Annotated in this window: 20 protein-coding genes; 10 read left to right on the top strand and 10 right to left on the bottom strand. The window is 66.1% G+C overall.

Translation table 11 applies throughout. The annotated features are described in order from the left end of the window. Nucleotides 1-38: 38 nt before the first annotated feature. From AC1D2L_RS15340 to AC1D2L_RS15320, 5 genes are all read left to right on the top strand, one after another. Nucleotides 39-1,007: a threonine ammonia-lyase gene (locus AC1D2L_RS15340; RefSeq protein WP_476846745.1), complete on the top strand. Its 969-nt coding sequence runs from the start codon at nucleotides 39-41 to the stop codon at nucleotides 1,005-1,007. Between the two features lie 64 nt (nucleotides 1,008-1,071). Beyond that, the gene (locus tag AC1D2L_RS15335; protein ID WP_476846744.1) at nucleotides 1,072-2,025 is read left to right on the top strand and encodes a hypothetical protein; all 954 of its coding nucleotides are present in this window, start codon (nucleotides 1,072-1,074) and stop codon (nucleotides 2,023-2,025) included. 406 nt (nucleotides 2,026-2,431) lie between these two features. Beyond that, nucleotides 2,432-3,847 (top strand): family 16 glycosylhydrolase, encoded by a 1,416-nt coding sequence (locus tag AC1D2L_RS15330; protein WP_476846743.1) that lies wholly within the window; start codon nucleotides 2,432-2,434, stop codon nucleotides 3,845-3,847. A gap of 199 nt (nucleotides 3,848-4,046) precedes the next feature. Continuing rightward, nucleotides 4,047-5,222, top strand: a complete 1,176-nt coding sequence (locus AC1D2L_RS15325; RefSeq protein WP_476846742.1) for a M20 aminoacylase family protein — start codon at nucleotides 4,047-4,049, stop codon at nucleotides 5,220-5,222. Between the two features lie 14 nt (nucleotides 5,223-5,236). Next, nucleotides 5,237-6,343 (top strand): NAD(P)/FAD-dependent oxidoreductase, encoded by a 1,107-nt coding sequence (locus AC1D2L_RS15320; RefSeq protein ID WP_476846741.1) that lies wholly within the window; start codon nucleotides 5,237-5,239, stop codon nucleotides 6,341-6,343. Nucleotides 6,344-6,400: 57 nt separating this feature from the next. Here the strand turns inward: AC1D2L_RS15320 and eda are convergent, their stop codons facing one another. From eda to AC1D2L_RS15280, 8 genes are all read right to left on the bottom strand, one after another. Next, nucleotides 6,401-7,045: a bifunctional 4-hydroxy-2-oxoglutarate aldolase/2-dehydro-3-deoxy-phosphogluconate aldolase gene (gene eda / locus AC1D2L_RS15315; protein WP_476846740.1), complete on the bottom strand. Its 645-nt coding sequence runs from the start codon at nucleotides 7,043-7,045 to the stop codon at nucleotides 6,401-6,403. Nucleotides 7,046-7,074: 29 nt separating this feature from the next. Further along, a complete protein-coding gene (gene pgl, locus AC1D2L_RS15310; RefSeq protein ID WP_476846739.1) occupies nucleotides 7,075-7,758 on the bottom strand; it encodes a 6-phosphogluconolactonase in 684 nt (227 codons plus the stop codon). 5 nt (nucleotides 7,759-7,763) lie between these two features. Further along, nucleotides 7,764-9,269 (bottom strand): glucose-6-phosphate dehydrogenase, encoded by a 1,506-nt coding sequence (gene zwf, locus AC1D2L_RS15305; protein ID WP_476846738.1) that lies wholly within the window; start codon nucleotides 9,267-9,269, stop codon nucleotides 7,764-7,766. Between the two features lie 133 nt (nucleotides 9,270-9,402). Next, nucleotides 9,403-10,161 carry an ABC transporter ATP-binding protein gene (locus AC1D2L_RS15300; RefSeq protein ID WP_476846737.1) on the bottom strand — a complete coding sequence of 253 codons (759 nt, stop codon included), beginning with the start codon at nucleotides 10,159-10,161 and terminating at the stop codon, nucleotides 9,403-9,405. A 121-nt stretch (nucleotides 10,162-10,282) separates the two neighbouring features. Next, nucleotides 10,283-11,146, bottom strand: coding sequence for an ABC transporter ATP-binding protein (locus tag AC1D2L_RS15295; RefSeq protein ID WP_476846736.1), 864 nt, complete (start codon nucleotides 11,144-11,146; stop codon nucleotides 10,283-10,285). A gap of 13 nt (nucleotides 11,147-11,159) precedes the next feature. Then, complete coding sequence (gene nikC / locus AC1D2L_RS15290) at nucleotides 11,160-12,050, bottom strand: nickel transporter permease (protein ID WP_476846735.1); 891 nt, start codon at nucleotides 12,048-12,050, stop codon at nucleotides 11,160-11,162. A 7-nt stretch (nucleotides 12,051-12,057) separates the two neighbouring features. Continuing rightward, nucleotides 12,058-13,122 (bottom strand): ABC transporter permease, encoded by a 1,065-nt coding sequence (locus AC1D2L_RS15285; protein ID WP_476846734.1) that lies wholly within the window; start codon nucleotides 13,120-13,122, stop codon nucleotides 12,058-12,060. A 145-nt stretch (nucleotides 13,123-13,267) separates the two neighbouring features. Then, nucleotides 13,268-14,857 (bottom strand): ABC transporter substrate-binding protein, encoded by a 1,590-nt coding sequence (locus AC1D2L_RS15280; RefSeq protein WP_476846733.1) that lies wholly within the window; start codon nucleotides 14,855-14,857, stop codon nucleotides 13,268-13,270. A 256-nt stretch (nucleotides 14,858-15,113) separates the two neighbouring features. On the opposite strand from AC1D2L_RS15280, the gene AC1D2L_RS15275 reads away from it, so the two are divergent. From AC1D2L_RS15275 to pobA, 5 genes are read left to right on the top strand one after another with little or no spacing between them, the layout of a single operon-like run. Then, nucleotides 15,114-18,605, top strand: coding sequence for a transglutaminase family protein (locus tag AC1D2L_RS15275; RefSeq protein ID WP_476846732.1), 3,492 nt, complete (start codon nucleotides 15,114-15,116; stop codon nucleotides 18,603-18,605). 43 nt (nucleotides 18,606-18,648) lie between these two features. After that, nucleotides 18,649-21,177: a circularly permuted type 2 ATP-grasp protein gene (locus tag AC1D2L_RS15270; RefSeq protein WP_476846731.1), complete on the top strand. Its 2,529-nt coding sequence runs from the start codon at nucleotides 18,649-18,651 to the stop codon at nucleotides 21,175-21,177. Beyond that, on the top strand, nucleotides 21,174-22,052 hold the full coding sequence (locus tag AC1D2L_RS15265; protein ID WP_476846730.1) for a transglutaminase family protein: 879 nt from the start codon (nucleotides 21,174-21,176) through the stop codon (nucleotides 22,050-22,052). The genes AC1D2L_RS15270 and AC1D2L_RS15265 overlap by 4 nt, the downstream gene beginning before the upstream one ends. 12 nt (nucleotides 22,053-22,064) lie before the next feature. Further along, entirely contained in the window at nucleotides 22,065-22,763 is a 699-nt protein-coding gene (locus AC1D2L_RS15260; protein WP_476846729.1) for an HAD family hydrolase, read from the top strand. Nucleotides 22,764-22,816: 53 nt separating this feature from the next. Next, entirely contained in the window at nucleotides 22,817-23,989 is a 1,173-nt protein-coding gene (gene pobA, locus AC1D2L_RS15255) for a 4-hydroxybenzoate 3-monooxygenase (protein ID WP_476846728.1), read from the top strand. A 57-nt stretch (nucleotides 23,990-24,046) separates the two neighbouring features. Here the strand turns inward: pobA and AC1D2L_RS15250 are convergent, their stop codons facing one another. Both AC1D2L_RS15250 and AC1D2L_RS15245 read right to left on the bottom strand, forming a co-directional pair. Then, entirely contained in the window at nucleotides 24,047-25,492 is a 1,446-nt protein-coding gene (locus AC1D2L_RS15250) for an aldehyde dehydrogenase family protein (RefSeq protein ID WP_476846727.1), read from the bottom strand. A gap of 196 nt (nucleotides 25,493-25,688) precedes the next feature. Then, nucleotides 25,689-26,345: a glutathione S-transferase family protein gene (locus AC1D2L_RS15245; protein ID WP_476846726.1), complete on the bottom strand. Its 657-nt coding sequence runs from the start codon at nucleotides 26,343-26,345 to the stop codon at nucleotides 25,689-25,691. Between the last annotated feature and the right edge of the window lie 168 nt (nucleotides 26,346-26,513).

Below are 26,513 nucleotides of genomic sequence, written 5' to 3'. Positions count from 1 at the left end.
CCTATAACGACCTTGCTCAACAGAAGGCGCGCCTTGTCATGAACTTCGACGTCACCCTTGCCGATATCCAGGCTGCAGCGACCCGCATCGCCGGCAGGATCAGGCGGACCCCGACATTCCACAGTGCCGGCCTGTCGGCCCGGCTCGGAGTCGAGACCGTGGTCAAGGTCGAAAGCCTGCAGCTGGCGGGCTCGTTCAAGGTGCGCGGCTGCTTCAACAAGCTGATGTCGCTGAGCGAGACGGAACTGAAGAATGGCATCGTCACCGTCTCGGGCGGCAACCATGCCATCGCCATCGCCATGGTCGCGAGCGCCATGGGCGCCCGGGCCCTGGTGCTGATGCCCAAGAACGTCGCGCCGTTCAATATCGCCATGACCAAGCAGATGGGCGGCGAGGTCGAGCTCTGCGAGGATTCGATCGAGGCCTTCGCCAAGGCCGATGCCTACGCTGCCAAGGGCATGACCAACGTCCATTCCTATGACGACCCCGCGATCATTGCCGGGCATGGCTCGCTCGGCCTCGAACTCGCCAATGACGCCAGCGGCCGGCTCGACCATGTCTTCATCTCGATCGGCGGCGGTGGCTTTGCCGCCGGCGTCGGCGCCGCGCTGAAGGGCCTCGATCCCGCCGTGCGCATCCATGGCGTCGAGACGGAAGGCGCAACCACTATGACCCAGGCGCTGGAAGCCGGGCATCCGGTTGCGATCCGCCCGACCTCGATCGCCCGCGCGCTGGGCGCCCCCTTTGCTACCGAGCGGACGATGGCCGCCGCCCGACAGTTCCTGGAGGACATCATCGTGGTGCCCGATGCCGAGGCGGTGCGCGAAATCACCTGGGTCCTGCAAAACGGCCGCGTCCTGCTGGAGCCTGCGGCTGGCGCCGTCGTCGCCGCGGCAGTAGCAAACACTCACTTGTTCAAGCCCGGCGAACGTGTCGGGCTCGTGCTCTGCGGGTCGAACGTCGCGCTCGAGGATATCGCGGCCTGGCGCACAGAGTACGGCGTATAAAGCGCAGGAGCCCGTCCGCAGACTGGTGTAGGCTGCGGCAAGCGGCAGGAGCAGTGTCACGGCCATGAGCGGGGGGAGCGAGCGGCGGCCGGAGCCTGCGGGACGCTTGTCGCGCGCCTTCCTGGCGGCGCTGGCCCTGGCCCTTGCGCTCCCGGCCTCGGCCAGCCTCGGCGCCGAGCGGCGGCTCGGCAAGGCGGCGGCCGCCGATGACGATGCCTCGTCCGACGAGGACGGCGCGAGCGACGCGGACGCAACCTCGACGACCCCGAGCGTTTATATCGACCTGTCGACCACGCTGATGCGGGCGCCGGGGAACAGCTTCGTCATCGGGCGTCGCGGCTTCTTCTCGATCACCGGCGGCTCCAGCAACAGCCTGTCGATCGATGCGCCGCTGACCATCGACGTTACCGACGCGCTGAGCCTGTATGCCGGCATCGACTTCGGCAGCTCGAAGGCGATTTCGAGCCCCTGGACACGGCTGACTCTCGGCAATTTCAACGCGGGCCTCGACTATACGTTCACCGAACAGGCAGGCTTCATACCTGAACTCTCTGTCTCCGGCTCGGTCTCGCGTCCGCTCCACGTCGCACCGGGCTCGCCGCTCACGACTACCTGGTCGGGCGGGCTCGATGCCGACTATGCCTTCGACGAAGACCGGACACGCGGCTTGCTGGCCGGTCTCGCGTTGACCTACGTCGCCGTGAATTCGGGGCCTGGCAGCGTCGAACCCGTCTATGGCGGCTATGTCGGCGCCTACCGGCAATGGGACAATGGCTGGAAGCTCACGGGCAAGGCCGGCTACGCGACCTTCGGCGGCGCCAATATCGGCTCGATCATCCGCGCAACACCTGTTCGGCAGGTCCTTGCACGGCTGGAACTCGAGAAATACGACAGCGCCGACAACAAGCTTTTCGGCGTTGCGTTGGCCGGTTCGCTCTCACGCGCCAGTACCGGCAAGACCGGTACCTCGATCCAGATCGTTCTGTCCGTACCGCTCTACCTGACCAAAAAGCAGTAGGCCTCGCCAGAGGACGCCGACGACCTCGGCGGATGCACGATTGCGGCCCTCGCGGCTGAAACCGGCGACACCGCTACCCGCGGCACAGAAAACCCCATTTCCTGGACGCATGGTCAACCGATCGGGACGGGCGGTCATGGCGTTCGTCTCGAATACTCGTTCTAACTCAGCGAGATGAGCATGGGCTCCTCGGGCCGCAGGCCGAGAGGGGGAGCGCCAAGCCGACGAGATTGCCTCCGGCCGCGTCGTGGAATCGGCGATGCCGCCCGCCTGATGCCTGATCAATTCGCGTGCCGCCCTGGACCGTCAAGGCGGTGAATGCGCGAAGAGCGACATCGATATTCGTCCGACGACCATCTCGAATATTTTTGAAACCACGTCGATATTTTCTGGGGGAGATTACCCGATGGCAGGCGCTCTGGCGGAAACCGCAATTCTTCTGAGAGAGGACTTCTCCACCAACGGCCCCATCAACGCCGGTATCTGGGATATCAACCACTGGCAGCTAAACGATAACCCGTCCTATATCGGCCGGACGCAGCAAAAACAGGAATTGCCTAAAGCACAAAATGGCGCGTTGCAGCTCGTGCTGGACACCTTCCTGGATGGCAATGCGTTCAGCGGCTCGGAGGCCATCACACACCAGAAATTCGCCGTATCCTCCGGACTTGCGTTCGAATTTTCAGGCCGTTTCCAGACCGAGCAGCGCGGCCTCGTCGCGGGGCTGTTCACCTACGCCGGAACGAACAGCGGTCATGACGAGATCGACTTCGAGGCAGTGACCAAGCACCCCAACGAGATCCAGACGAACGTTTACGCCAATGAACCTCTCGGCGGCGGACACTCCCAGTACCATGGCCTCTCCGGCACCATCAGAGACTGGCACACATACCGGATCGAATGGCTGCCTGATTCCGTGCGTTGGCTGGTCGATGGCAAGGAAGTGAGAGTCGAGCACAATGTCGTGCCCACTATGGCGATGGCTGTCCATTTGAACATCTGGGCGCCAAATGACGAATGGGGCGACGCATTCGAATCAATATTCAAACCCGCAGAAAGCTCGCTCGAAAACCAGTCATTTCTCTACGAGGTCGACTACGTCCAGGTCTCGAAACTCTCCGTCGTGCAGGGAGCGGGCGGCCACGAGACCTTGTTTGGCACGGCTGCCAACGATGCAATCTATGGCCAGGACGGCGACGATGTACTGGTGGGTGGCGCAGGCGACGACCTGCTCGTCGGCGGCGCGGGCACCGATGTCGCGCATTACGCCATCGCTGCAGCGGCAGCATCGATCACGCGCAATGCCGACGGCTCGGTCTCGGTCGCCAGCGAAAGCCATGGCAGCGACACGTTGCGCGGCATGGAACTCCTGCGGTTTTCCGACCAGGTCGTGCTCCTCGACAAGCCCGCCTCCCTGGGCGCCGACCTGTTCGACGCGAAGCATTATCTGGCCAACAACCCGGATGTGGCGGCTGCCGTCGAGACCATTCCAGGCTTCACCGCGGCAGCGCATTACGCCGTTTTCGGAGCCCGCGAGGGACGCGATCCCAACGTCCTCTTCGACGAGGATTGGTATCTCGCCCAGCATACCGACGTCGCCGCCGCCATCGGGCGCGGTCTGCTCAGCACCGGATACCAGCACTACCAGGCCTTTGGCTGGCGCGAAGACCGCGACCCCTCGCGCTGGTTCGACACGAGCGCCTATGACGAGGTCAATCCGGGCGTCGAAGTCGGCGGCATGGGGCCTCTTGCACATTATCTGACGGTCGGAATGGGCCAGGGCCTGCGCATTGTCGGCGTGCCAGGCGCCGATGGGGTCTGACCTCGGCCGCGAGGCAGGTCACAGTCGGCCGGCAACGAGGGCGGTGGGCCGGGTACCGGCCGCCGCCCTTCACCATGACGCCACCTCCCACCCCTCATGACGCAAACGGCTTGGACAGCGGCAGGCTTCCCGCGCTAGCTTCATGGCATGGCAACCCGTTTCCTGCGGAGTCTGCCGTCTTCCGTCCATCGAGGATCCGATGCCCAAATCCGAACTGATTGCCGCGCTTGCCCCCGAGATCACTGCGATCCGCCGCGACCTCCACGCCCATCCCGAGCTGCAATACGACGTGCACCGGACGGCGGGTGTCGTCGCCGAGAAGCTCAAGGCCTGGGGCGTGGACGAGGTCGTCACCGGCGTTGGCCAGACCGGCGTCGTCGGCGTGATCAAGGGCAAGACCCAGGCGTCCGGCCGCGTCATCGCCATGCGCGCCGACATGGATGCGCTGCCGATCCACGAGGAGACCAATCTTCCGCACCGCTCGACGGTTCCCGGCAAGATGCATGCGTGCGGCCATGACGGCCACACCGCTATGCTGCTCGGCGCGGCGAAGTATCTGGCCGAGACCCGCGATTTCGACGGCACCGCCGTGCTGATCTTCCAGCCCGCGGAAGAAGGCGGCGCCGGCGCCAAGGCGATGATCGATGACGGGATGATCACCCGCTTCGGCATCCAGGAGGTCTACGGCATGCACAACCGTCCGGGCCTCGAGCTCGGCCGCTTCGAGATCACCAAGGGTCCGGCGATGGCCGCAGCCGATCGCCTGCACATCAAGATCGAAGGCAAAGGCGGCCATGCGGCTGCGCCCCACAACGTCAACGACCCCATCGTCGCTGCCTGCCAGCTCGTGACGGCGCTGCAGACCGTCGCCTCGCGCAACGTCAACCCGCTGGAATCGATCGTCGTCTCGGTGACGGCCTTCAATGCCGGCGAGGCCTTCAACGTGATTCCGCAGACGGTCGAGATCAAGGGTTCGATCCGTACGCTGACGCCTGCGACGCGTGACCTCGCCGAGAAGCGCATCACCGAGATCACCGCCGGCCTAATGAATGCCTATGGCATGAAGTACGATCTCGAATACCATCGCGGCTATCCGGTCACGTTCAACCACGCCACGCAGACCGATTTCGTGACAGGGCTCGCCGAGCGCGTGTTCGGCGCGGGCTCGATCACCGCCGACATCCCGCCGACCATGGGCTCGGAGGACTTCTCCTATATGCTCGAGGAGCGCCCCGGCGCCTTCATCAATATCGGCAACGGCGACTCGGCCGGCCTCCATCATCCCGCCTATGAGTTCAACGATAAGGCGATCCCTGTCGGCGTGACCTATTGGGCAAGCCTGATCGAGACGTCGATGCCGCAGCAGGCCGCCTGAGCCTGAGCGGACAGATGAGCGACATCGACTGCCTTGTGATCGGGGCCGGCGTCGTCGGCCTCGCGACTGGCCGCGCTCTGGCGCTGGCTGGACGCGAGGTCGTGATCGCCGAAGCGGCCGACGGCATCGGGACCCAGACCTCTGCCCGCAACAGCGAGGTCATCCATGCCGGGATCTATTATCCGCCGGGCTCGCTGAAAGCGAAGGTCTGCGTCGAGGGGCGCAAGCTGCTCTATGCCTATCTCGCCGAGCGCGGCCTGCCTCACAAGGCCTGCGGCAAGCTCATCGTCGCGACTTCAGACGCCCAGAAGCCCGCGCTGGAGACCATCGCCGCGCGGGCGAAGGCATCGGGTGTCGATTCGCTACGCTATCTCGACGCGCGCGAGGCGCGTGCGCTCGAACCGGAAGTCACCTGCGAGATCGCCCTCCTCTCCCCGGAGACCGGCGTCGTCGACAGCCATGCCCTGATGCTGTCGCTGCTCGGCGAATGCGAGGCGGCGGGCGGATCCCTTGCGCTCAACACGCCGATCACCGGCTGGCGCCGCGAAGGGAAAGGATTCAGCGTCGATTTCGGCGGCGAGGACCCCGCAACCTATTCGGTGCGAACCATCGTCAATTCTGCCGGTCATGGCGCGCCGCGTCTGCTGGGCAGGCTCGCCGGCTTCCCGGCCGAGCATGTGCCGGTGCAGAGTTTCGCCAAGGGCAATTATTTCGCACTGCTCGGGAAGCAGCCCTTCTCCCATCTGGTCTATCCGATACCGGAAGCGGCGGGCCTAGGCATCCACGCGACCATCGACATGGGTGGGCGCGTGAAATTCGGGCCCGACGTCCAATGGGTCGAGCACGACCAGGACCTGGTGGTCGATCCCGCGCGAGCGGATAAATTCTATGCCGCGATCCGGACCTATTGGCCGGGCCTCCAGGACGGGGCGCTAGTGGCCGACTATGCCGGCATCAGGCCCAAGCTGCACGGCCCCACCGAGCCGATGCCCGACTTCCGCATCGACGGGCCGGAGACGCATGGCGTGCCTGATCTCGTGAACCTGCTGGGGATCGAGAGCCCGGGGCTCACCAGTTCGCTGGCGATCGCCGCGATGGTGGAGCGCAAGCTCGCCGCGTGACACGGCTCATCCCACACACGCCGCTTTCGAACTGCGGCGCGTGTGGGACAGCGGTGTTCAGCCTCGCAGGCCCGCCACGCGCTCGCGCGCTTCCTTGGCCAGCCTGGTGACTCTCGCCCAGTCGCGCTCGGCGATCGCATCGGCTGGAACGAGCCAGGAGCCGCCGACGCAGATGACCTGCTTCAGCGCGAGGTAATCGGCGAGATTGTTGAGCCCGACGCCGCCGGTGGGGCAGAACTTCATCTGCGGGAACGGTCCCGACAGCGCCTTCAGGGCCGAGGTCCCGCCGGCCTGCTCGGCCGGGAAGAACTTGCAGACCAGCCGCCCGGCCGCGACCGCGCGCATGCAGTCCGACGCCGTGGCAACGCCCGGCAGCCATGGCAGGCCGGCGGCGCGCATGGCATCGTCGACCGCCTCGCTGAAGCCAGGGCTGACGACGGCCTGCGCGCCGGCCTGCTGGACATCGGCGACCTGTGCCGGCGTCACCACCGTTCCGGCCACCGTGAGGATCTCGGGGACCTCGCGTGCGATCGTCTCGAGCGCGTTCATTGCGGCGGGGCGGCGCAGCGTGACCTCGATCACGTCGATGCCGCCGGCCAGCAACGCATGCGCCAGCGGTTCGGCGAGATGGGCATCATCGATGACAACCACGGGCACGACGCCGCATGCGGCAAGCCGCGCGATCTCGGGTTGATCGGACATGTAGCTTCTCCTGATTGGCTGCGGCCGGCTTAAGCCTTCGCCCAATAGACGTCGAGCCCCTGGGCGCGTCCCAGCATGAGGCCGACTGGATAGGCGCCCGGCAAGGCCTGCGCCGTGGTGAGGGTCTGCGCTTTGTCGGCTCCGGCGACGAGCAGCGCGGCCCAGCCGGCACTGAGCAGCCGCGCCGGCGACAGCGAGATGCGCGCCGGGAGCCCTTCGGGGTGAGCAGCCAACGCGTGGAGGCCGTGATCTGTCATGGTCGCGGCGCGCTCGCCGGGAAACAGCGATGCGACATGGCCATCCGCGCCCATGCCGCTGACCAGCAGATCGATCGGCGGCAGCGCGGCGAGCTCAGACGCGATGGCGGCGGCCGCCGCATCGAGGGTGTCACCGCGACCGTGGAAGGACAGGAAGCGCGCCCTACCCTCGCGCAGGGGCACGAAGCTTGCGCGCATCATGCGCTCGTTCGAAGCGGGATCGTTGGTGGCGACGAAGCGCTCGTCGGTCGGCAGCAGCGTGACCTTGTCCCAGTCGAGCTTGTGCGAACCCAGCGCCGCCAGGAATTTTGCCGGTGTGGTGCCGCCCGGCACCGCCAGCAGGGCCGTACCGCGTTCAGCGAGGACGGCCTGCAACCTGACCGAGACAGCCTCCGCCAGCGCCTCGGAGGCGTCGGCCAGTGTCTCGAAGCGATGCCATGCGACGGGTCCGGCCATGGCGCTCATCCGAAATCCTCCGGATCGGCCCAGGAGCGCCCCTCGCGCTCGATCAGGCCGATCGCCTGCGACGGCCCCCAGGAGCCGGCCGCATAGCGATGCGGATGCGGCGAATAATCCTGCCAGCCGGCGATGATCGGGTCGACCCAGGCCCAGGCCTGCTCGACCTCGTCGCGATGCATGAACAGGGTCTGGTCGCCGCGAATGACATCCGTGAGCAGCCGCTCATAGGCGTCTGGCGTGCGCTCGTCGAAGGCCGTGGAATAGCGCAAATCGAGCTGGCGCGGCACGATCTTCAGCTTGCCGGAGCCCGGGACCTTCATCATCAGCTGGAGCTGGACGCCGTCATTGGGCTGCAGGCGGATCACCAGCCGATTGGCATCGAGCCGGTCACCGCTGCCATTGCCGAAGATCGAGTGCGGCACGGGCTTGAAGGTCACGGCGATCTCGGAATAGCGCTGCGCCATGCGCTTGCCGGTCCGCAGAAAGATCGGAACGCCGGCCCAGCGCCAGTTGTCGAGCTCGCAGCGGATGGCGACGAAGGTCTCGGTGTTGCTGGCGTGGCCTAGTTCGTCGGTGTAGCCGCGCACGCGCTGGCCATCCATCTGGCCGGGGCCGTACTGGCCGCGCACGGTGTAGCGCTGGACATCAGGGCCGACGATAGGCCGCAGTGCCTTGAGCACCTTGATCTTCTCATCGCGGACCGCGCCAGCCTCGAGCATGTTGGGCGGCTCGATGGCAAAGAGGGTCAGCAGCTGCATGAGATGGTTCTGGACCATGTCGCGCATGTGACCGGCCTTGTCGTAATAGCCGGCCCGGCTTTCCAGCCCGACGGTCTCGGCGACCGTGATCTGGACATTGTCGATGTCGCGGCTCGACCAGGTGCGCTCGAACAGCGTGTTGGCGAAGCGCAGCACCAGGAGGTTCTGGACCGTCTCCTTGCCGAGATAGTGATCGATCCGGTAGGTCCGGCTTTCGGGCAGGATCGCCGCCACGGCGTCGTTGATTTCGCGGGCCGAGGCGAGATTATGACCCAGCGGCTTCTCGAGGATGACGCGCGAGGTCGGCGTGAGGATATCGGCCTTGGCCAGATTCTGGCAGATCGGGATGAACAGCTCGGGGGGCGTCGACAGATAGAACGAACGCACCCGGTCGGTCTCGCCCAGCGCCTTCTTCAGCGCCTTGAAAGTCTCGGGCTTGACCGCGTCGAGCATCACCATGGTCAGGCGGTGCAGGAACGCCGCGACCTGATCGGGACCCAGCCCCTCCTCAGCCAGCCGCTTGGCGACCTGCTTGGGAAGGCCTTCGACATCCTCTTCCTTGCGGACGATGGCGATGACGCGGCTCTCATCGGGCAGCACGCCGTCGCGGCTGCGCTGTGCCAGCGCGGGAAACAGCTTCCGCAAGGCGAGGTCGCCACCGGCACCGAAAATGACGAGGTCAAAAGGCGGCACTGGGGTGCGCTCAGGCGTCGTTTCCGGCCTCAGCACATGATCGGCGGTGGCATCCATGGGATCTCTAGACTCCTCAGCGGCCTCAGGGCTTCAGGCAAGCCTGAAACCTGCCGAGCCTGATATTAGCGCCAACAATGAGACGGTTTTAGTGGCGCTCCAAGATGAAAGCGTGCAGGGCAGCCCTGCCCCATCAGGCAACCTTGCGCTTGAAGCCCTCGCTGGCGGTCAGCAATTGCTGGGCATAGGCCGTCTGCGGCGAACGCGACGCCAGCGTCCCCGCCGTCATCTCCTCGACGCCGCGGCCGAACTGCATCACCAGCAGGCGCTCGCACATATGCGCCACCACCGCGAGATCGTGGCTGACCAGGATGTAGGTGAGCTTGCGCTCATGCCGCAACGCCTGGAGCAGGTTCAGCACCTCGGCCTGGATCGAGACGTCGAGCGCAGATGTCGGCTCGTCGAGCAGCAGGATTGTCGGCTCGAGCACGAGCGCGCGCGCAATCGCGACGCGCTGGCGCTGGCCGCCCGAGAGCTGGTGCGGATAGCGGAAGCGGAAGGATGGCGGCAGGCCGACATCGGCCATCGCGCGACCGATGCGGGCCTCGGCATCGCGGATGCCGTGGATCGTCAGCGGTTCGGCAAGCGCGTCGTCGACGGTCTTCTTGGGGTGGAGCGAGCCGTAGGGGTCCTGAAAAACCATCTGGACCGCGCGGTGGAAGGCCTTGTTCCGGACCTTTGGCTGGCTCTGCCCGAGAATCGCGACATTGCCGCTCCAGTCGCGGTTCAGCCCGGCGAGCACGCGCAGCACGGTTGACTTGCCCGACCCGGATTCGCCCACGATGCCGTAGCTCTCGCCCGGTTGGACCGAGAAGGAGAGGTCTTTCGCCACATGCGAGTCGCCGAAGGAGACGTTCAGCTTGTCGAGGACGATGGCAGGTTCGGTGGTCATGGGAACGCCTTTCGGCCCGTCATTGCGAGCGCAGCGAAGCAATCGAGGACGTCCCGGGCGCTACGAAGTTGGATTGCTTCGCTACGCTCGCAATGACGGTCGTGGCTCAATCGCAAAACCATCATCCCAGCCACGCGGGGTCGCGGGTTAGGGTGGCGAGCTTGTCCTTGGGATGGTCGAGATCGGGCAGGCAGCCGAGCAGGCCCAACGTGTAGGGATGGCGGCGGTCGCGGGCGCTCTCGTCTGCGAGTTCGGCCGCCGGCATCGTCTCCATCGCCTTGCCGCCATACATCACGATGACCCGGTCGCAGAAGGACTGCACCAGATGCAGGTCGTGGCTGATGAAGATCAGCCCCATGCCCCGGCTGGTGACGAGATCGTCGAGGATCTTCAAAACCTGAAGCTGTACGGTGACGTCGAGCGCCGATGTCGGCTCGTCGGCGATCAGGATATCGGGTTCGGCGATCAGCATCATCGCGATCATCACGCGCTGGCCCATGCCGCCCGAGACCTCGTGGGGATAGAGCTCGTAGACGCGGCCGGGCTCGCGGATCTGCACCTGTTCCAGCATGTCGAGGCTGCGCTGCTTGGCCTCGCGGGCGCTCGCCTTGTGATGGACTCGATAGGCCTCCGCGATCTGCTCGCCGACGGTCTGGACCGGATTGAGCGAGAATTTCGGATCCTGCATCACCATCGAGATATGGCGGCCGCGCAGCTTTCGGCGCGACCGCTTGTCCATCGTCAGCATGTCCTGGCCGCGATAGACCAGCCGATCGGCCAGCACTTCGCCGGGATGCGGGATCAGGTCGAGGATGGCGCGGCCTGTCATCGACTTGCCGGAGCCGGACTCGCCGACGATGCCGAGCCGCTCGCGGCCAAGTGTGAAGGAAAGTCCGCGCACCGCGCGGACGATCCCGGTTGGCGTATGGAAATTGACCCGGAGGTTGTCGAGTTCGAGCAGAGGCTGCTCCGTCGGGGTTGTCATGGCGCGCATCGGTTTACCTCTGATCCATGACGTCGCGCAGCCCGTCGCCGAGCAGATTGAAGCCCAGTGCAACCACGCAGATCGCGACGCCGGGGAAGGTTGCAACCCACCACTGGTCGAAGATCTGCTCGCGCCCGGCCGAGATCATCGCGCCCCATTCGGGAATCGGCGGCTGTGCGCCCAGGCCAAGGAAGCCAAGGCCGGCGGCGGTCAGGATGATGCCGGCCATGTCGAGCGTGGTGCGCACGATCAGCGACGGAAGGCAGAGCGGCACGACATGCTTCCAGACGATGCGCCATTGCGAGGCGCCCTGCAGGCGCACCGCGGCGATGTAGTCCTGCTGCCGGATGATCAGCGTCTCGGCGCGCGCGACGCGGGCGTAAGGCGGCCAGGCGGTGATCGCGATGGCGATGACCGCGTTCTCCAGTCCTGGCCCGAGCGCTGCGACGAAGGCCAGCGCCAGGACGAGGCGCGGGAAGGCAAGGAAGACGTCGGTGACACGCATCAGCAGCCGGTCGACCCAGCCGCCAAGATAGCCGGACGCTGCGCCGATCAGCAGGCCGACCGGGCCAACCGTGACCACGACCAGGATCACGATGACCAGCGTCACGCGGGTGCCGTAGACGATGCGGCTGAAGATGTCGCGCCCGAGCGAATCCGTGCCGAAGAAGTTGACCATCGACGGCGGAAGCAGGCGCTTGTCGAGGGTCTGCGCCAGCGGGTCGGCGGTCGCGATCAGAGGTGCGAAGGCAGCGACCAGCAGCAGCGCGATGACGATGCCGAGCCCGAGCATCGCCAGCTTGTTGCGCCGGAACGCGAGCCACTGCCGGTAGAGCTGGCCGAGCCGCGCCTGGCGGCGCGAGGTCGGGGAATCCGTGGTGAGGTAGTCGGTCCAGGTGGTCATGATGGCCTCACCGCGTCCTGGGGTCGACGAGCCGGCCGAGAATGTCGGACAGCAGGTTGACGCCGATGAAGACCGCGCCGATCACCAGCGTGCCTCCGAGCACGGCGTTCATGTCGGCATTGAGCAGCGAATTGGTGATGTAGCGACCCAACCCCGGCCAGGCAAAAATCGTCTCGGTCAGGACCGAGCCCTCGAGCAGATGGGCGTACGACAGCGCGATCACGGTGATCAGCGGCACGAAGGCGTTGCGCAACGCGTGGCGCCAGATCACGCGGAACTCCGACATGCCCTTCACGCGGGCTGCGATGACGTATTGCTGCTGCAGCTCGGTGATCATGAAGCTGCGTGCCATGCGGCTGATATAGGCGAGGCTGAAGAGCGCGAGCACAGAAGACGGCAGGATCAGGTGCGAGAAGGCATCGCCCGCGGCCTCCCATTCGCCTTCCAGCATCGCGTCGATGACCACGATACCGGTGATCGGCGTGACGAAATCCTGATACGCGATGCCGACGCGACCGGGCCCCGCGACCCAGCCGAGCTTGGCGTAGAACAGGAGCAGCGCCATCAGGCCGATCCAGAAGATCGGGATGGAGTAGCCGAACAGCCCGATGACACGGGCGATCTGGTCGGGCCAGCGGCCCTGATAGACGGCGGCGACGACGCCGAGCGGAATGCCCAGCGTGCAGCCGATCAGCGTGCCGAGCGTCGCGAGTTCCAGCGTCGCCGGGAAGACGCGCTTGATATCGTCGACCACGGTGTTCGAGGTCAGCACGGAGCGGCCGAGATCGCCGGTGAAGACCTTGCCGACATAGATCGCGAATTGCTGCCAGAGCGGCTTGTCGAGCCCGAGCGCCACGCGGGCGGCGTCATAGACGTCAGGCCGAGCATTGTCGCCGACGACGGCAAGGACCGGATCGATCGGGATCACGCGCGCGATCAGGAAGGTGATCAGCAGCAGGCCGAAGAAGGTGATGACGATGGTGCTGACCTCGCGCCCGAGAATGCGGCTCCAGCGCTGCGCAGTCTCGCCGAACGAACGCCGGCTCACCGGCGTCTGCGTCACGTTCGTCATGAACGGGTCCGTTTCTTGTTATGGCGCGAATTCATGGTGGCCTTTTACGAAGTGATCGTGATGCAGCGGGGCACGCGGCTGGTCCCCCAAAGCAAAAAGCCCGCCGCGGCCCTCGAGGCCGCGGCGGGTCTTAAGTCCCGGAGGATCAGTTCTTCACGATCGGAGCGTAGAGATTGGTGTCCGAGGTCGGCCCGATGGCCCAGCCAGCGACGTTCTTGCGCTCGGCAGAAACCTCGACCTGCTGGAACATGATGACGAAGGGCGAGACCTTCTGGTGTTCGCGCTGGAGCACGCCGTAGGTATCGGCGCGCTTGGCGGCGTCGAACTCCAGGACCGCGGCCTGCGTGGCCTTGGTCATCGCCGGGATGTCCCAGGCATTGCGCCAGGCCAGCGTCTTCGACTTCGCATCGTCGCCATTGTCTTCGTTGATGGCGAAGGTCTCGGCATTGGTGTGCGGATCGAGATAGTCCGGGCCCCACTGGCCGATATAGATGTCGTGGGTACGGGCGCGGTACTTGGTCAGCGTCTGCTTGCCGTCGCCCGGGATGAGCTCAAGCTTGATGCCGGCTTGGCCCCAGCTCGACTGGATGGCCTGCGCGATGTCGGTGATCGGGCTGACCGAGCGGACGTCCATGGTGACGCTGAAGCCGTTGGGCAGGCCGGCCTTGGCGAGCAGTTCCTTGGCCTTTGCGGGATCGTACTTGTAGGGCTTGTCGTCGATCGCGCCCAGGAAGCCCTTGGGCAGGAAGGATTCATGCGCCTTGAAGGTACCCTCGACGATGTTGCGCTCGATCGAGTCGTAGTCGACCAGGTATTTCAGCGCCTCGCGAACTTCAGGCTTGGCGAAGTTCGGGTTCTTCTGGTTCAGGCCGAGATAGAGGATATAGCCCTTGTCGCCCTGGACGGTCTGGACGTCCTTGTTCGACTTGATCGCGGCGAGCTGGTCCTTGGAGAGGTTGCGCGCGATGTCGATATCGCCCTTCTCGAGCAGCAGGCGCTGCGAGGCGGGCTCGGCGACGTGGCGGACGATGACTCGCTTCGTCTTCGGGGCGCCCTTGAACCAGCTCTCATTGGCATCGAGCGCGTATTGCTCGTTGGGACGATAGGCACGGACCTTGTAGGAGCCGGAGCCGGCCGAGTTGAGCTTCAGCCAGCCATTGCCCCAGTCGCCGTCCTTCACATTGGCCTTGACCAGCTTGGAATCGACCACCGAGCCGACGCCCGATGTCAGGCAATTGTAGAAGAACGTCGGCGCATAGGGCTTCGAGACCGTGATGACCACGGTGTGGTCGTCAACCGCCTTCACCTTGTCGAGGACGGTATCCTTGTTGATGCCGAACTGGGTGATGATGAAGCCCGGCGACTTGTTCAGCGTCACGGCGCGCTGGAAGGAATAGACCACGTCGGCAGCGGTGACGGGATTGCCGGAATGGAATTTCACGCCGGGGCGCAGCTTGAAGGTGTAGGTCAGGCTGTCGGCGCTGACGGTCCAGCTCTCGGCGAGCTCCGGCACCAGAGCGTTGTTCTTGTTGATGTCGATGCCGATCAGCTTGTCGTAGACGTTGGCTACGACTTCGGCACCGGAGAATTCGAAGGACTCGGCCGGATCGAGCGTAATGATGTCGTCGATCTGCTTGGCCATCACCACCGTATCCTTCGGGGTCTGGGCATAGGCAGTCGTGGCCATCAACGCCGTAAAGGCGGATGCAGCCATCAACTTTGCAACGTGACGCATGGAATTCCCCATTGTTTATGTCTACGGCCGGGATGACGGCCTTGGGCGCAATGTGCGTCCAGTCCGTACGCGATGTCCAGCGCGCGGGCGATTAGCCGAAAGCACCAGTCAGGGAAATTCTGCACAGTTAATATGCAACCGTCCGTTTTGGCGGCGCGAGCTTACGCACGATGCGGCCTTGCGGGCTTCATGCGCATCGCTAACGTGGGTCAGCCTGGCGTTCCGCCTCGCGACGACCAAAGCAGGGACGTAGCCCTTGGCCATTATCGCGGCGCTGAACCACGTCACCCATTACCGCTACGATCGGCCGGTTACGCTGGGGCCCCAGATCATCCGCCTGCGGCCGGCGCCGCATTGCCGCGCCGCGATCAACAGCTATTCTCTAAAGGTCTCGCCCGCCGAGCATTTCGTGAACTGGCAGCAGGACCCGAGCGGCAACTGGCTGGCACGCTTCGTCTTTCCCGAACCGGTGCATGAATTCCGGATCGAGGTCGATCTCGTCACCGAGCTATCGATCATCAATCCGTTCGACTTCTTCGTCGAGTCCGACGCCGAGACGTTCCCCTTTGCCTACCCAGACGAACTCAGAGCGGAGCTGGCTCCCTACCTCGTCACCGAGCCAGCGGGACCGCTGCTGCAGGCCTATCTCGCGACGATCCCGCGCGAGCCGGTCAACACCGTCAACTTCATCGTCGATCTCAACGCCCGGCTGGCGCAAGGCATCGCCTATGGCATCCGCATGGAGGCGGGCGTCCAGGAGCCCGAGCATACGCTCGACATCAAGTCCGGCTCCTGTCGCGACACGAGCTGGCTGCTGGTCCAGATCATGCGCCATCTCGGCTTCGCCGCGCGGTTCGTCTCGGGCTACCTGATCCAGATGAAGGCCGATATCGACCCGCTGGAGGGTCCGCGCGGCACCGACAAGGACTTCACCGATCTCCACGCCTGGTGCGAGGTCTATATCCCCGGCGCCGGCTGGATCGGCCTCGACCCGACCTCGGGCCTGCTCACAGGCGAGGGGCACCTGCCGCTGGCCGCGACGCCGCATTACCGCTCCGCCGCGCCGGTATCGGGCGTCGCGAGCTATGCCGAGACCAGCTTCGACTTCTCGATGAGCGTGGCGCGGGTGCATGAGGTGCCGCGCATCACCCTGCCCTTCTCCGACGAATCCTGGCAGCGGTTGGACGCGCTGGGCGAGCAGGTCGAGGCCGATCTCCAGGCCCAGGACGTGCGCCTGACCATGGGCGGCGAGCCGACCTTCGTCTCGATCGACGACCAGACCGGCGAGGAATGGAATATCGCCGCCGTCGGCCCGACCAAGCGCCAGCGCGCCGATGTGATGATCCGCAAGCTTCGCGAACGCTTCGCACCCGGCGGCATGCTGCATTACGGCCAGGGGAAGTGGTATCCGGGCGAAAGCCTGCCGCGCTGGGCTTTTGCGCTGTACTGGCGCGCCGACGGCGAGCCGATCTGGCGCGACGCGGCACTGATCGCCCGCGAACCCGGTGCGCCGACCGGCGGCGATCGCGAATTGGAGGCTGCGGCCTCGATCCAGGACGCCGAGGCGTTGGCGGCCGGATTGTCCGACAAGCTGGGCCTGGGCGCCGACTATGTCCTGCCGGCCTATGAGGACACCGGCCATTGGCTGCTCAAGGAGGCCCAGCTTCCCGACAATGTCGACCCGCTCGACTCCAAGCTTTCCGATCCCGAAGAGCGCGCCCGCATGGCGCAGGTCTTCCAGCTCGGACTGGGCAAGCCGCGCGGCTATGTCATTCCCGTGCAGCGCTGGCAGAGCCAGGCCGGCGACCGTCGCTGGCGCTCCGAGAAGTGGTCGCTGCGGCGCGGGAAACTGTTCCTGGTCCCCGGCGATTCACCCGTCGGCTACCGCCTGCCGCTGGGTTCGCTGCCGGTCGTCCCGAAGGACGAGTACCCGCATATCCATCCGCAGGACCCGATGGAACCGCGGGGGGCCCTGCCTCAGGCGGGCGGGCAGCCGCCAGTGAGCCTTCGTCCCGAGGAGCAGAGAAGCGGCATCTCGAATGATGGGTCAGCCAGCACCGGGAGCGCGCCCTCCGGAACACATTCCGAGACCCGGGCCGTGCCCGCTCCTCAGGGGGAGCTCTCGTGGGGTGGGGTCGATCCCGCTGCCCACCACCAGATGTCACGGACCATCGCGCCTGCCGCCGGCTCGGATGCGCAGGACCGCACAGAGCAGGAGATCGGCGGGGAGCATGTGCGCACCGCGCTCAGCCTCGAGGTGCGAGACAACATCCTGTGCGTCTTCCTGCCGCCCGTCGAGAAGCTCGAGGATTATCTCGACCTGATCGCCAGCGTCGAGGCGGTGGCACATGACCTCAACCTGCCGGTCCATATCGAGGGCTATTCGCCTCCGCATGATCCACGCCTCAGCGTGATCAAGGTGACGCCCGATCCCGGCGTCATCGAGGTCAACATCCACCCGGCCAGGACCTGGCGCGAGGCGGTCGAGATCACGCGCGGGGTCTATGAGGAGGCGCGGCAATCGCGGCTCTGCGCCGAAAAATTCATGGTCGACGGGCGCCATACCGGCACCGGCGGCGGCAACCATGTCGTGCTGGGCGGCTCGACGCCGCCGGATTCGCCCTTCCTGCGCCGGCCGGACCTGCTCAAGAGCATCATCCTCTACTGGAACCGCCATCCGTCGCTCTCCTACCTGTTCTCCGGCCTGTTCATCGGGCCAACGAGCCAGGCTCCGCGCATCGACGAGGCCCGACAGGACCAGCTCTATGAGCTCGAGATCGCGCTCGCACAGGTGCCGGGCCCAGGTGCAGGCGCGATCCCGCTCTGGCTGGTCGACCGGCTCTTCCGCAATCTCCTGGTCGATGTCTCCGGCAACACCCATCGGACCGAAATCTGTATCGACAAGCTCTATTCTCCCGATGGGCCGACCGGCCGGCTCGGGCTGATCGAGTTCCGCTCCTTCGAGATGCCGCCGGATGCGCGGATGTCGCTGGCGCAGCAACTGCTGATCCGGGCGCTGATCTCCTGGTTCTGGCGCGAGCCGCAAGCCGGCAATCTCGTGCGCTGGGGCACGGCGCTGCATGACAAGTTCATGCTGCCCGAGATGGTCTGGCAGGATTTTCGCGGGGTCCTCGCCGATCTCAACCAGGCCGGCTACGCCTTCGATCCCGTCTGGTTCGAGGCGCAGGCCGAGTTCCGCTTCCCCTTCTTCGGCAAGGTCGCGCATGGCGGGGTCGAGCTCGAACTGCGGCAGGCGCTCGAACCCTGGCATGTCATGGGCGAGGAAGGCGCGATCGGCGGCACGGTGCGCTATGTCGACAGCTCGGTGGAGCGATTGCAGGTAAAGGCGACCGGCCTGGTGCCGGGCCGCCATGTCATCACCTGCAACGGACGGCGCCTGCCGATGACGACGCTGGCGTCATCGGGCGAGGCGATCGCGGGCTTGCGCTTCAAGGCGTGGCAGCCGGCCTCTGGTCTCCATCCGACGATTCCCGTGCATGCGCCGCTGACCTTCGACATCGTCGACAGCTGGGTCGGGCGCTCGATCGGCGGCTGCGTCTATCATGTCGCCCATCCCGGCGGACGCAATTATGAGACTCCTCCCGTGAATTCATACGAGGCGGAGGCGCGGCGGCTCGCGCGCTTCGAAGCGATCGGGCATAGTCCCGGCGCGCTGGCGATTCCGCCCGAAGAGCGCAGCGCCGAATTCCCGTTCACGCTGGATTTGCGGCGTCCCCGAGGAGTGTAGACGCAAAGGCATGGCGTTGCAGGGCAGATCACCGTCGACGCGCGTGAAAACGGAGCGGCGCAACGCTCTGCTGGCCGGCTATCGCCCGCTACCGGGCGCCTTTGACGAATTCATGGCGCCCGACGGCACCATCCGCCCGCATTGGGAGCCATTCCTGGCGGAGTGGAGCAGCCTGTCGCCTGACGATCTCGGCCAGCGCTTCGGCCTCGCCGACCGGCATGTCCACGACACCGGCGTATCCTATCGCGTCCTTGGCGACCTCGACGAACGCGACCCCCTCGCCGGTGAGCGCGCCTGGCCCCTGAGCCACGTCCCGCTCGTTATCACGGGCGCAGAGTGGGAGACGATCGCGGCTGGCGTGGCGCAGCGCGCGCAGATCCTCGGCTCCCTGCTCGACGACATCTACGGCCCCGGCGAGATGATCGCGAAGGGGCTGCTGCCCGCGGCCGTCGTCTCGGGCAGCCCGGACTATCTGCGGCCCCTGCAGGGCGCGCCGGGTGGCGGCGCGTTGCAGCTTTACGCCGCCGATCTCGGACGCGGCCCCGACGGGCGCTGGTGGGTGCTGGGGGATCGTACGCAGGCGCCGTCTGGTATCGGCTATGCGCTGGAGAACCGGCTCGCTCTGGCGCGCGCCTTCCCCGACCTGTTCCGCTCGATGAATGTCGAGCGCCTGGCCACCTTCTTCCAGGGCTTCCGCGCCGGGCTGGTGGCGCGTTCGCGCCGCGTCGATCCGCGCATCTGCCTGCTGACGCCCGGCCCGCTCAGCGAAAGCTATTTCGAACAGGCCTACCTCGCTCGCTATCTCGGTTTCCTGCTGGTCGAGGGTGGCGACCTGATGATGCGCGACGGGCGCATCCATGTCCGCACCATCGGCGGGCCCAAGCGCGCCGATGTGCTCTGGCGGCGCATTGACGGCGATTTCGCCGATCCGCTCGAGCTGAATGCACGCTCGGCGCTCGGTGTAGCGGGGCTCGTCGAGGCCGTTCGGCAGGGCCAGGTGCATGTCGCCAACGGGCTCGGCTCGGGCGTGGTCGAGGCACGGGCGCTCCTGGGCTTCCTGCCTGCGCTCGGCCGCAAGCTGCTCGCCGAGGACATGATCCTGCCCAATGTCGCGACCTGGTGGTGCGGGCAGCCGCGCGAGCGCGAGATCGTCCTCGACAGGTTCGACGAGATGAGCATTTCGCCGGCGTTCCGCTCGGCGGGCGGTGGACTCGACACCGAGCCGGTCGTGGCGGGTGACCTGCCGGCGCCCGAGCGCGAGGCCCTGCGCGCCCGCATCAAGGCGCGCGGCATGGACTATGTTGGCCAGGAGGTGGTGAGCCTCTCGACAATGCCTGTGTTCAACCAGGGGCGGCTCGAGCCGCATCCGGTGACGTTGCGCGTCTTCGCGGCGGCGACGCCCGATGGCTGGAAGGTCATGCCGGGCGGGTTCTGCCGGATTTCCGACCAACCGGATGCGCGGGCCGTGACCATGCGCAGCGGCGTGCGTTCGAGCGATGTCTGGGTAACGTCGGATGCGCCTGTCGAGCAGGTCACGCTCCTGCCCGCCGGGGACCGCATCCCGATCCGCCGGATCGTCGGAACCTTGCCGAGCCGCGCGGCTGACAACCTCTACTGGCTCGGCCGCTATCTCGAGCGCACGGAAGCGACGCTGCGGCTGGTCCGTGCCCTGCTCGGCCGGCTGCTCGACGCCGACATCACCAATCCCGCGCGGCCCGATACGGTGCGCCGGCTCGCAAACCTGCTGGTAGCTTGGGGCGCCGCGCCGGCTGCCAAAAGCGCCAAGGGCGGCCCGGCCCGGGCAGCAGCCGCGAAGGGCTCGCCTATCCTGGCGCAGGCGACGTCCGCCCTCTTCGATTCCTCCGAATACGGTTCGGCGCGCGCCAATGTCGGCGAGGCCAGGCGCACCGCATCGGTCATCCGCGAGCGGCTCTCGATCGACGCCTGGCGGTTGTTTGGCGACCTGCAGCAGCAATTGACACTGAATGCGGCGCGCCAGCCAAGCGAGGGCGAGGTGTTCGAGGCGGCGGATCGCGCCCTGAAAACGCTGGCAGCCTTCTCGGGGCTGAGCCAGGAGAACATGGTGCGCGGCGCCGGCTGGCGCTTCCTGGACATCGGCCGCCGGCTCGAGCGCGGCATCGCCACCTGTCGCTTCGCCCGCCATTTCGCCGAGACAACGGCCCAGAGCGACGGACTCGACGCCCTGCTCGACCTCACGGATTCGCAGATCACATACCGCTCGCGCTACCTGCTCGGCGCGAGCCTGCACCCTGTGCTCGATCTGGTGATGCTCGATCCCTATAATCCGCGTTCGGTCGCCTTCCAGGTTGACCGCCTCGACACCGAGATCGCCAACCTGCCGTCGCTGACCGAGGACGGCATGCTCGAACCACCGCGACGGCTGGTGCTGAAGCTTGCAGCCGAATGCCGCACGGCCGAGGCGAGTCGGCTGGACCGCGCCAGCATCCTGCTGTTCGAGCAATTGCTGATGGGGCTCTCCAGCGCCATCGCCGACCGGTACTTCCTCCAGAACAGCGGGCCGGAAGGTTCGAGGCTCACAGGCATCGCGTGATCTACGACGTCCGCCACGTAACGACCTACGGCTACAGCCGTTCGGTCCCGTTCGCGCGCTGCATCCTGCGGCTGCTTCCGCGCGAGGATGGCGGCCAGAGCATCGCCCGCAGCGAGTTGCTCGTGACGCCGCGACCTGTCGAGCGGACCGACGGGTTCTGCTTCTTCGGCAATCACATGACGACGCTGACGATCGCCAAGCCGCATCGCGAACTGAAGGTCGAGATGCGGGCCCGCGTCGAGGTCAATCGTCCGGCACCGCCTCACGCCGGATTGACGCCGCGCTGGGAAGAGATCGGCGCAATGGCGCTGGCCTCGTCGAGCCTGTCGCCGGCGTCCCCGACGCATCACCTCTATCCGAGCCGACTGGTACCGCCGGTCGCCGAGGTCGTCGATTATGCCCGCACGAGCTTTCCCGCCAAGCGGCCTGTTCTGGAGGCCGCCGCAGAGCTGATGGGCCGTATCCGGCGCGAGTTCACCTATGATCCCGACGCGACGGAAGTCTCGACGCCGCTCGCCGAGGCCTTTCGCGAGCGCCACGGCGTCTGTCAGGACTTCGCCCACATCATGATCGCGGGCCTGCGGGGCCTGGGCCTGCCGGCGGCCTATGTCAGCGGGTATATCCGCACGATTCCCCCGCCTGGCCAGAAGCGGCTCGAAGGTTCGGACGCCAGTCACGCCTGGGTGATGCTGTGGTGCGGACCCGGAACCGGCTGGATCGGGCTCGACCCGACAAACGACCTGATCGTCGCCGACGATCATATCGTCACCGCCTTCGGCCGCGACTATGCCGATGTCTCGCCGCTCGACGGCGTGATCGTCGGCCCGGGCTCGCAGGAGATCGGCATCGCAGTCGACGTGATCCCGGTCGAATAAGGACATCCAGGCGTGATCCGCGGCCTGCTTTTCGACAAGGACGGAACGCTGCTCGACTATGGTGCGAGTTGGCCGCCGATCAATCTCGAAGCGAGCCTCCTGGCGGCCCAAGGCGATGCCGCACTCGCCACCCGCCTGCTTCGCGCGGCGGGCGCCGACCCGCGCAGCGGGCTGGCCATGGCGGATTCGCTGCTGGCAGCGGGCAACACCAACGAACTGGCGCAGGCCTGGAGTTGCGCCGGAAGTCCTCTTCCCGAGGCCGATCTCGTGGCGGCACTGGACCTTCTGTTCCAGGGCGCAGTCTCGCGCATGGTGCCCGTCTGCGACCTTGCCGCCTTGTTTGCGGGCTTGCGGGAGCGTGATCTGGCGCTCGGCATTGCCTCCAGTGACAGCGCGGCTGCGGTGGATGCCACAGCGCTGCATTTCGGCCTTGCGCCGCATATCGCCTTCGCCTGCGGCTATGATTCCGGTCATGGCGTGAAGCCCGGCCCGGGCATGGTGCTCGGGTTCTGCGCGGCGACTGGGCTCCATCCGAGCGAGATAGCGGTCATCGGCGACAACAGCCACGACATGGAGATGGGCCGTTCCGCTGGCGCCGGCCTGAGGGTCGCGGTGCTGACGGGCACAGGCACGCGCGAGACGCTGACGCCGCTGAGCCATCATTGCATCGCCAGCATCGCCGAGTTGCACGGCGTGCTTCCCTCGATTTAGTTGCTGTGGCAACTTGTTCTGACTGCGCGCCATGCGCCAGTCAGGAGATGCCCTTGCGGACGCAGGTCGCCATCATCGGCTCGGGGCCAGCCGGACTGCTCCTTGGACACCTGCTGCATCGGGCCGGCATCGCGAGCGTCATTGTCGAGCGCCAGAGCCGCGAGCATGTGCTGGGCCGGATCCGTGCCGGTGTCCTTGAGCAAGGCACTGTCGACCTGCTCGACACAGTCGGCGCCAGCACACGACTCCATGCGGAAGGGTTGCGGCACAGCGGCTTTGACCTGCTCTTCGGCGGCCGGCGCCACCGCATCGCGCTCGACACGCTGACCGGCGGCAAGCACGTCACCATCTACGGCCAGACCGAGGTGACGCGCGACCTGATCGAGTTGCGGGAGGCGCAGGGAGGCCGCACTGTCTACGCAGCGAGCGAGGTCGCGCTGCATGATTTCGACAACGCGAGCCCCTTCGTGACCTATCGCGAGAATGGCACCGCGCAGCGGCTCGACTGCGAGTTCATCGCCGGCTGCGACGGTTATCGCGGCGTATCGCGCGCCAGCGTTCCCGAGGGCGCGATCACGAATTTCGAGCGGACCTATCCGTTCGGCTGGCTCGGCATGCTCGCCGATGTCGCGCCGGTTTCGCCCGAGCTGGTCTATGCGCGGCACGAACGCGGCTTTGCCCTGTGTTCGATGCGTTCGCCGACGCGCAGCCGCTATTATGTCCAGTGCGAAGCCGGGGAGCGTGTCGAGGACTGGTCGGATGATCGCTTCTGGGACGAACTGCGCCGCCGTCTCGACCCCGCGACAGCCGAGGCCCTTATCACGGGGCCATCCATCGAGAAATCGATCGCGCCGCTGCGCTCCTTCGTGGCCGAGCCGATGCGCTTCGGGCAGCTGTTCCTGGCCGGCGACGCCGCCCATATCGTGCCGCCGACCGGGGCCAAGGGGCTGAATCTCGCCGCAAGCGACGTGCACTGTCTCTCGCAGGCGCTGGTCGAGTTTTTCATCGAAGGCTCGAAGGCAGGTCTCGACAGCTATTCCGCCAAGGCGCTTGCGCGAGTCTGGAAGGCCGAGCGCTTCTCGTGGTGGCTGACCTCGCTGATGCACCGCTTCCCCGAAAGCGGCGCCTTCGCTCAGCGCATGCAGCAGGCCGAGCTCGACTACCTCGTCTCTTCGGATCATGCGATGGCGGCGCTGGCCGAGAACTATGTCGGCCTGCCCTACTGAAACAGAAAAGGCCGCGCCCGAGGCGGGCGCGGCCTTTCACGCGATCGCAGCGGACATTCAGGCCAGCGTGTAGGCCGTCTTGACCGTCGTATACATCTCCCGGGCATAGGCGCCTTGCTCGCGCGGGCCGTAGCTGGAGCCCTTACGGCCACCGAACGGCACATGGTAGTCGACGCCCGCGGTGGCGAGGTTGACCATGACCATGCCGGCCTCGGCGTTGCGCTTGAAGTGGGTCGCATACTTCAGCGAAGTCGTGCAGATGCCCGAGGACAGGCCGAACTCGGTGTCGTTCGACAGCTCCAGGGCCTCTTCGTAGGTCTTGACGCGGATGATGTTGGCAACCGGCCCGAAGACCTCCTCGCGCGAGATGCGCATGGCGTTGGTCGTGCCCGTGAACAGCGCCGGCTGAAGATAGAAGCCGGGGGTCTCGCGCTTCAGCAACTCGCCGCCGAAGGCCAGCGTGCCGCCCTCGTCCTTGGCGATCTGGATGTATTTCAGGTTCTGGTCGAGCTGGCTCTGGTCGACGACCGGGCCGATATGCGTACCGGACTTCAGCGCGTCGTCGATGACAACGCCCTGCAGGCGCTCGATGCAGGCCGCGACGAAGCGGTCATGGATGCCGTCCTGGACGATCAGGCGCGACGAGGCGGTGCAACGCTGGCCGGTGGAGAAGAAGGCGCCCTGGACGGCGGCCTCGACAGCGGTCTTGAGATCGGCATCGTCGAGCACGACGAGCGGGTTCTTGCCGCCCATTTCGAGCTGGATCTTCTTCATCGGTGACGACGCGATGCAGGCTTCGGCCACCTTGCGGCCGGTCGAGACCGAGCCGGTGAAGGAGATGGCCTGCACGTCCTTGTGCTGCAGCAGCGCCTGGCCAACGACCGAGCCGCGGCCCATGACGAGGTTCAGCACGCCCTTGGGCAGGCCGGCGCGCTGGATGATATCGACCAGTGCCCAGGCCGAGCCCGGTACCAGATCGGCCGGCTTGATGACGACGCAGTTGCCGTAGGCCAGAGCCGGGGCGATCTTCCAGGCCGGGATCGCGATCGGGAAATTCCAGGGCGTGATCATGCCGATGATCCCGAGCGGCTCGCGCGTCACCTCGACACCGACGCCCGGACGCACCGATTGAATGGCCTCACCAGCCTGGCGCAGGCACTCGCCGGCGAAGAAGGCGAAGATCTGCCCGGCGCGGCCGGCCTCGCCGATGCCCTCGGCCAGCGTCTTGCCCTCTTCGCGCGAGAGCAGGCGGCCAAGCTCTTCCTTGCGGGCCAAAATCTCGTCGGAGGCCTTCTTCAGGACCTCGTAGCGCTCCTGCGGATTGCTGCGGCTCCAGGCGGGAAAGGCCGCCTTGGCGGCTGCGACGGCGTTGTTGAGATCGTCGACCGAGCCCTGCGAGTACTCGCCGACGACATCGTTGGTGTTGGACGGGTTGATGTTGCGCGACGCGTTGCCGGCAGCGGCCCATTCGCCGGCGATCAGGTTCTTGAACGGAGCAGTCATCGAGCAGCCTCAAAGCGTAATTTCGTGGGTGCCGGACCATAGCGACGTTGGGTGCAGAACGCCATTGCGCTGAGCCTCCGAAGTCAGCGCCGCACGAGCATGATCGCGGCGCATTGTTATGCGTCGAATGCAGATCGTTGGTTTTCCCCCGCTGCGCGGCCGGTCGCCCCCCGCTGCCGCGCGCCGAGCGGGCGGGTCAGAACTCGGCGTCGAGTTCTTCAAGTTCCTCGGGTTCCGACCTGGCCGCTTTCATCCACTCCGCAAGTGCGGGCCAGCGTGCGATGGCCGCGCAATAGGCCTTGCAGGTCGGATCCAGCGCGACGTCGTAGCTGGCGAACCGCAGGCAGACAGGCGCGTACATGGCATCGGCCATGGTCAGTTCCGCGCCGAAGAGATAGGGCCCGCCATAGGTTTCCAGGCAATCGCGCCAGATTTCCGTGACGCGGTCGATATCGGCCTGAGCCCCCGCCCAGACCTTGAAGCCGGGATAGTGGGCCTTGAGGTTCATCGGAAGGGCCGAGCGCAGGTTCGCAAAACCCGAATGCATCTCGCCGCAGATCGCCCGGCAATGCGCGCGGGCCTTGGCGTCCTTCGGCAGGAGGCCGGCAGCCGGCGAGATCTCGTCGAGATAGGCCGCGATCGCCAGCGTGTCCCAGACCTTGATATCGTCGTGCGTCAGGCACGGAACGAGGAACGAGGGCGACAGCAGCAGCAGTTCCGCCCGCGCCGAAGGGTCGTCGACCGAGAGCATGCGCTCCTCGACCGCCAGGCCCGCCATCTGGCAGAGCAGCCAGCCACGCAGCGACCACGACGAATAGTTCTTGCTGCTGATGGTCAGGGTCGCGGCGGTCATGGCGGGCATCCTGTACGGCGGGGCAAGGAGATCGAAGCAAGAGATGTTCCAAGGCGGCGCCGACTTAGAACATTCTTGCGGAATTCTACTTTTGCAGTGCAACATGAACATGGCGACAGCCAGCCGGTAGCCGCTCGGCCCCGGCAGACCCTGCCCGCCCGCGCGAGG

Source organism: Allobosea sp. P1_B10 (genome assembly GCF_056406735.1).
Note: the sequence above shows the minus strand (reverse complement) of the source record. Positions and strands in the feature narration are given on the sequence as shown.

Bases quoted from the DNA above. Each gene is read 5' to 3' on its own strand.
- AC1D2L_RS15340 (WP_476846745.1), top strand. From the start codon at position 39: ATGAACTTCGACGTCACCCTTGCCGATATCCAGGCTGCAGCGACCCGC.
- AC1D2L_RS15335 (WP_476846744.1), top strand. From the start codon at position 1,072: ATGAGCGGGGGGAGCGAGCGGCGGCCGGAGCCTGCGGGACGCTTGTCG.
- AC1D2L_RS15330 (WP_476846743.1), top strand. From the start codon at position 2,432: ATGGCAGGCGCTCTGGCGGAAACCGCAATTCTTCTGAGAGAGGACTTC.
- AC1D2L_RS15325 (WP_476846742.1), top strand. From the start codon at position 4,047: ATGCCCAAATCCGAACTGATTGCCGCGCTTGCCCCCGAGATCACTGCG.
- AC1D2L_RS15320 (WP_476846741.1), top strand. From the start codon at position 5,237: ATGAGCGACATCGACTGCCTTGTGATCGGGGCCGGCGTCGTCGGCCTC.
- eda (WP_476846740.1), bottom strand. From the start codon at position 7,045: ATGTCCGATCAACCCGAGATCGCGCGGCTTGCCGCATGCGGCGTCGTG.
- pgl (WP_476846739.1), bottom strand. From the start codon at position 7,758: ATGGCCGGACCCGTCGCATGGCATCGCTTCGAGACACTGGCCGACGCC.
- zwf (WP_476846738.1), bottom strand. From the start codon at position 9,269: ATGGATGCCACCGCCGATCATGTGCTGAGGCCGGAAACGACGCCTGAG.
- AC1D2L_RS15300 (WP_476846737.1), bottom strand. From the start codon at position 10,161: ATGACCACCGAACCTGCCATCGTCCTCGACAAGCTGAACGTCTCCTTC.
- AC1D2L_RS15295 (WP_476846736.1), bottom strand. From the start codon at position 11,146: ATGACAACCCCGACGGAGCAGCCTCTGCTCGAACTCGACAACCTCCGG.
- nikC (WP_476846735.1), bottom strand. From the start codon at position 12,050: ATGACCACCTGGACCGACTACCTCACCACGGATTCCCCGACCTCGCGC.
- AC1D2L_RS15285 (WP_476846734.1), bottom strand. From the start codon at position 13,122: ATGACGAACGTGACGCAGACGCCGGTGAGCCGGCGTTCGTTCGGCGAG.
- AC1D2L_RS15280 (WP_476846733.1), bottom strand. From the start codon at position 14,857: ATGCGTCACGTTGCAAAGTTGATGGCTGCATCCGCCTTTACGGCGTTG.
- AC1D2L_RS15250 (WP_476846727.1), bottom strand. From the start codon at position 25,492: ATGACTGCTCCGTTCAAGAACCTGATCGCCGGCGAATGGGCCGCTGCC.
- AC1D2L_RS15245 (WP_476846726.1), bottom strand. From the start codon at position 26,345: ATGACCGCCGCGACCCTGACCATCAGCAGCAAGAACTATTCGTCGTGG.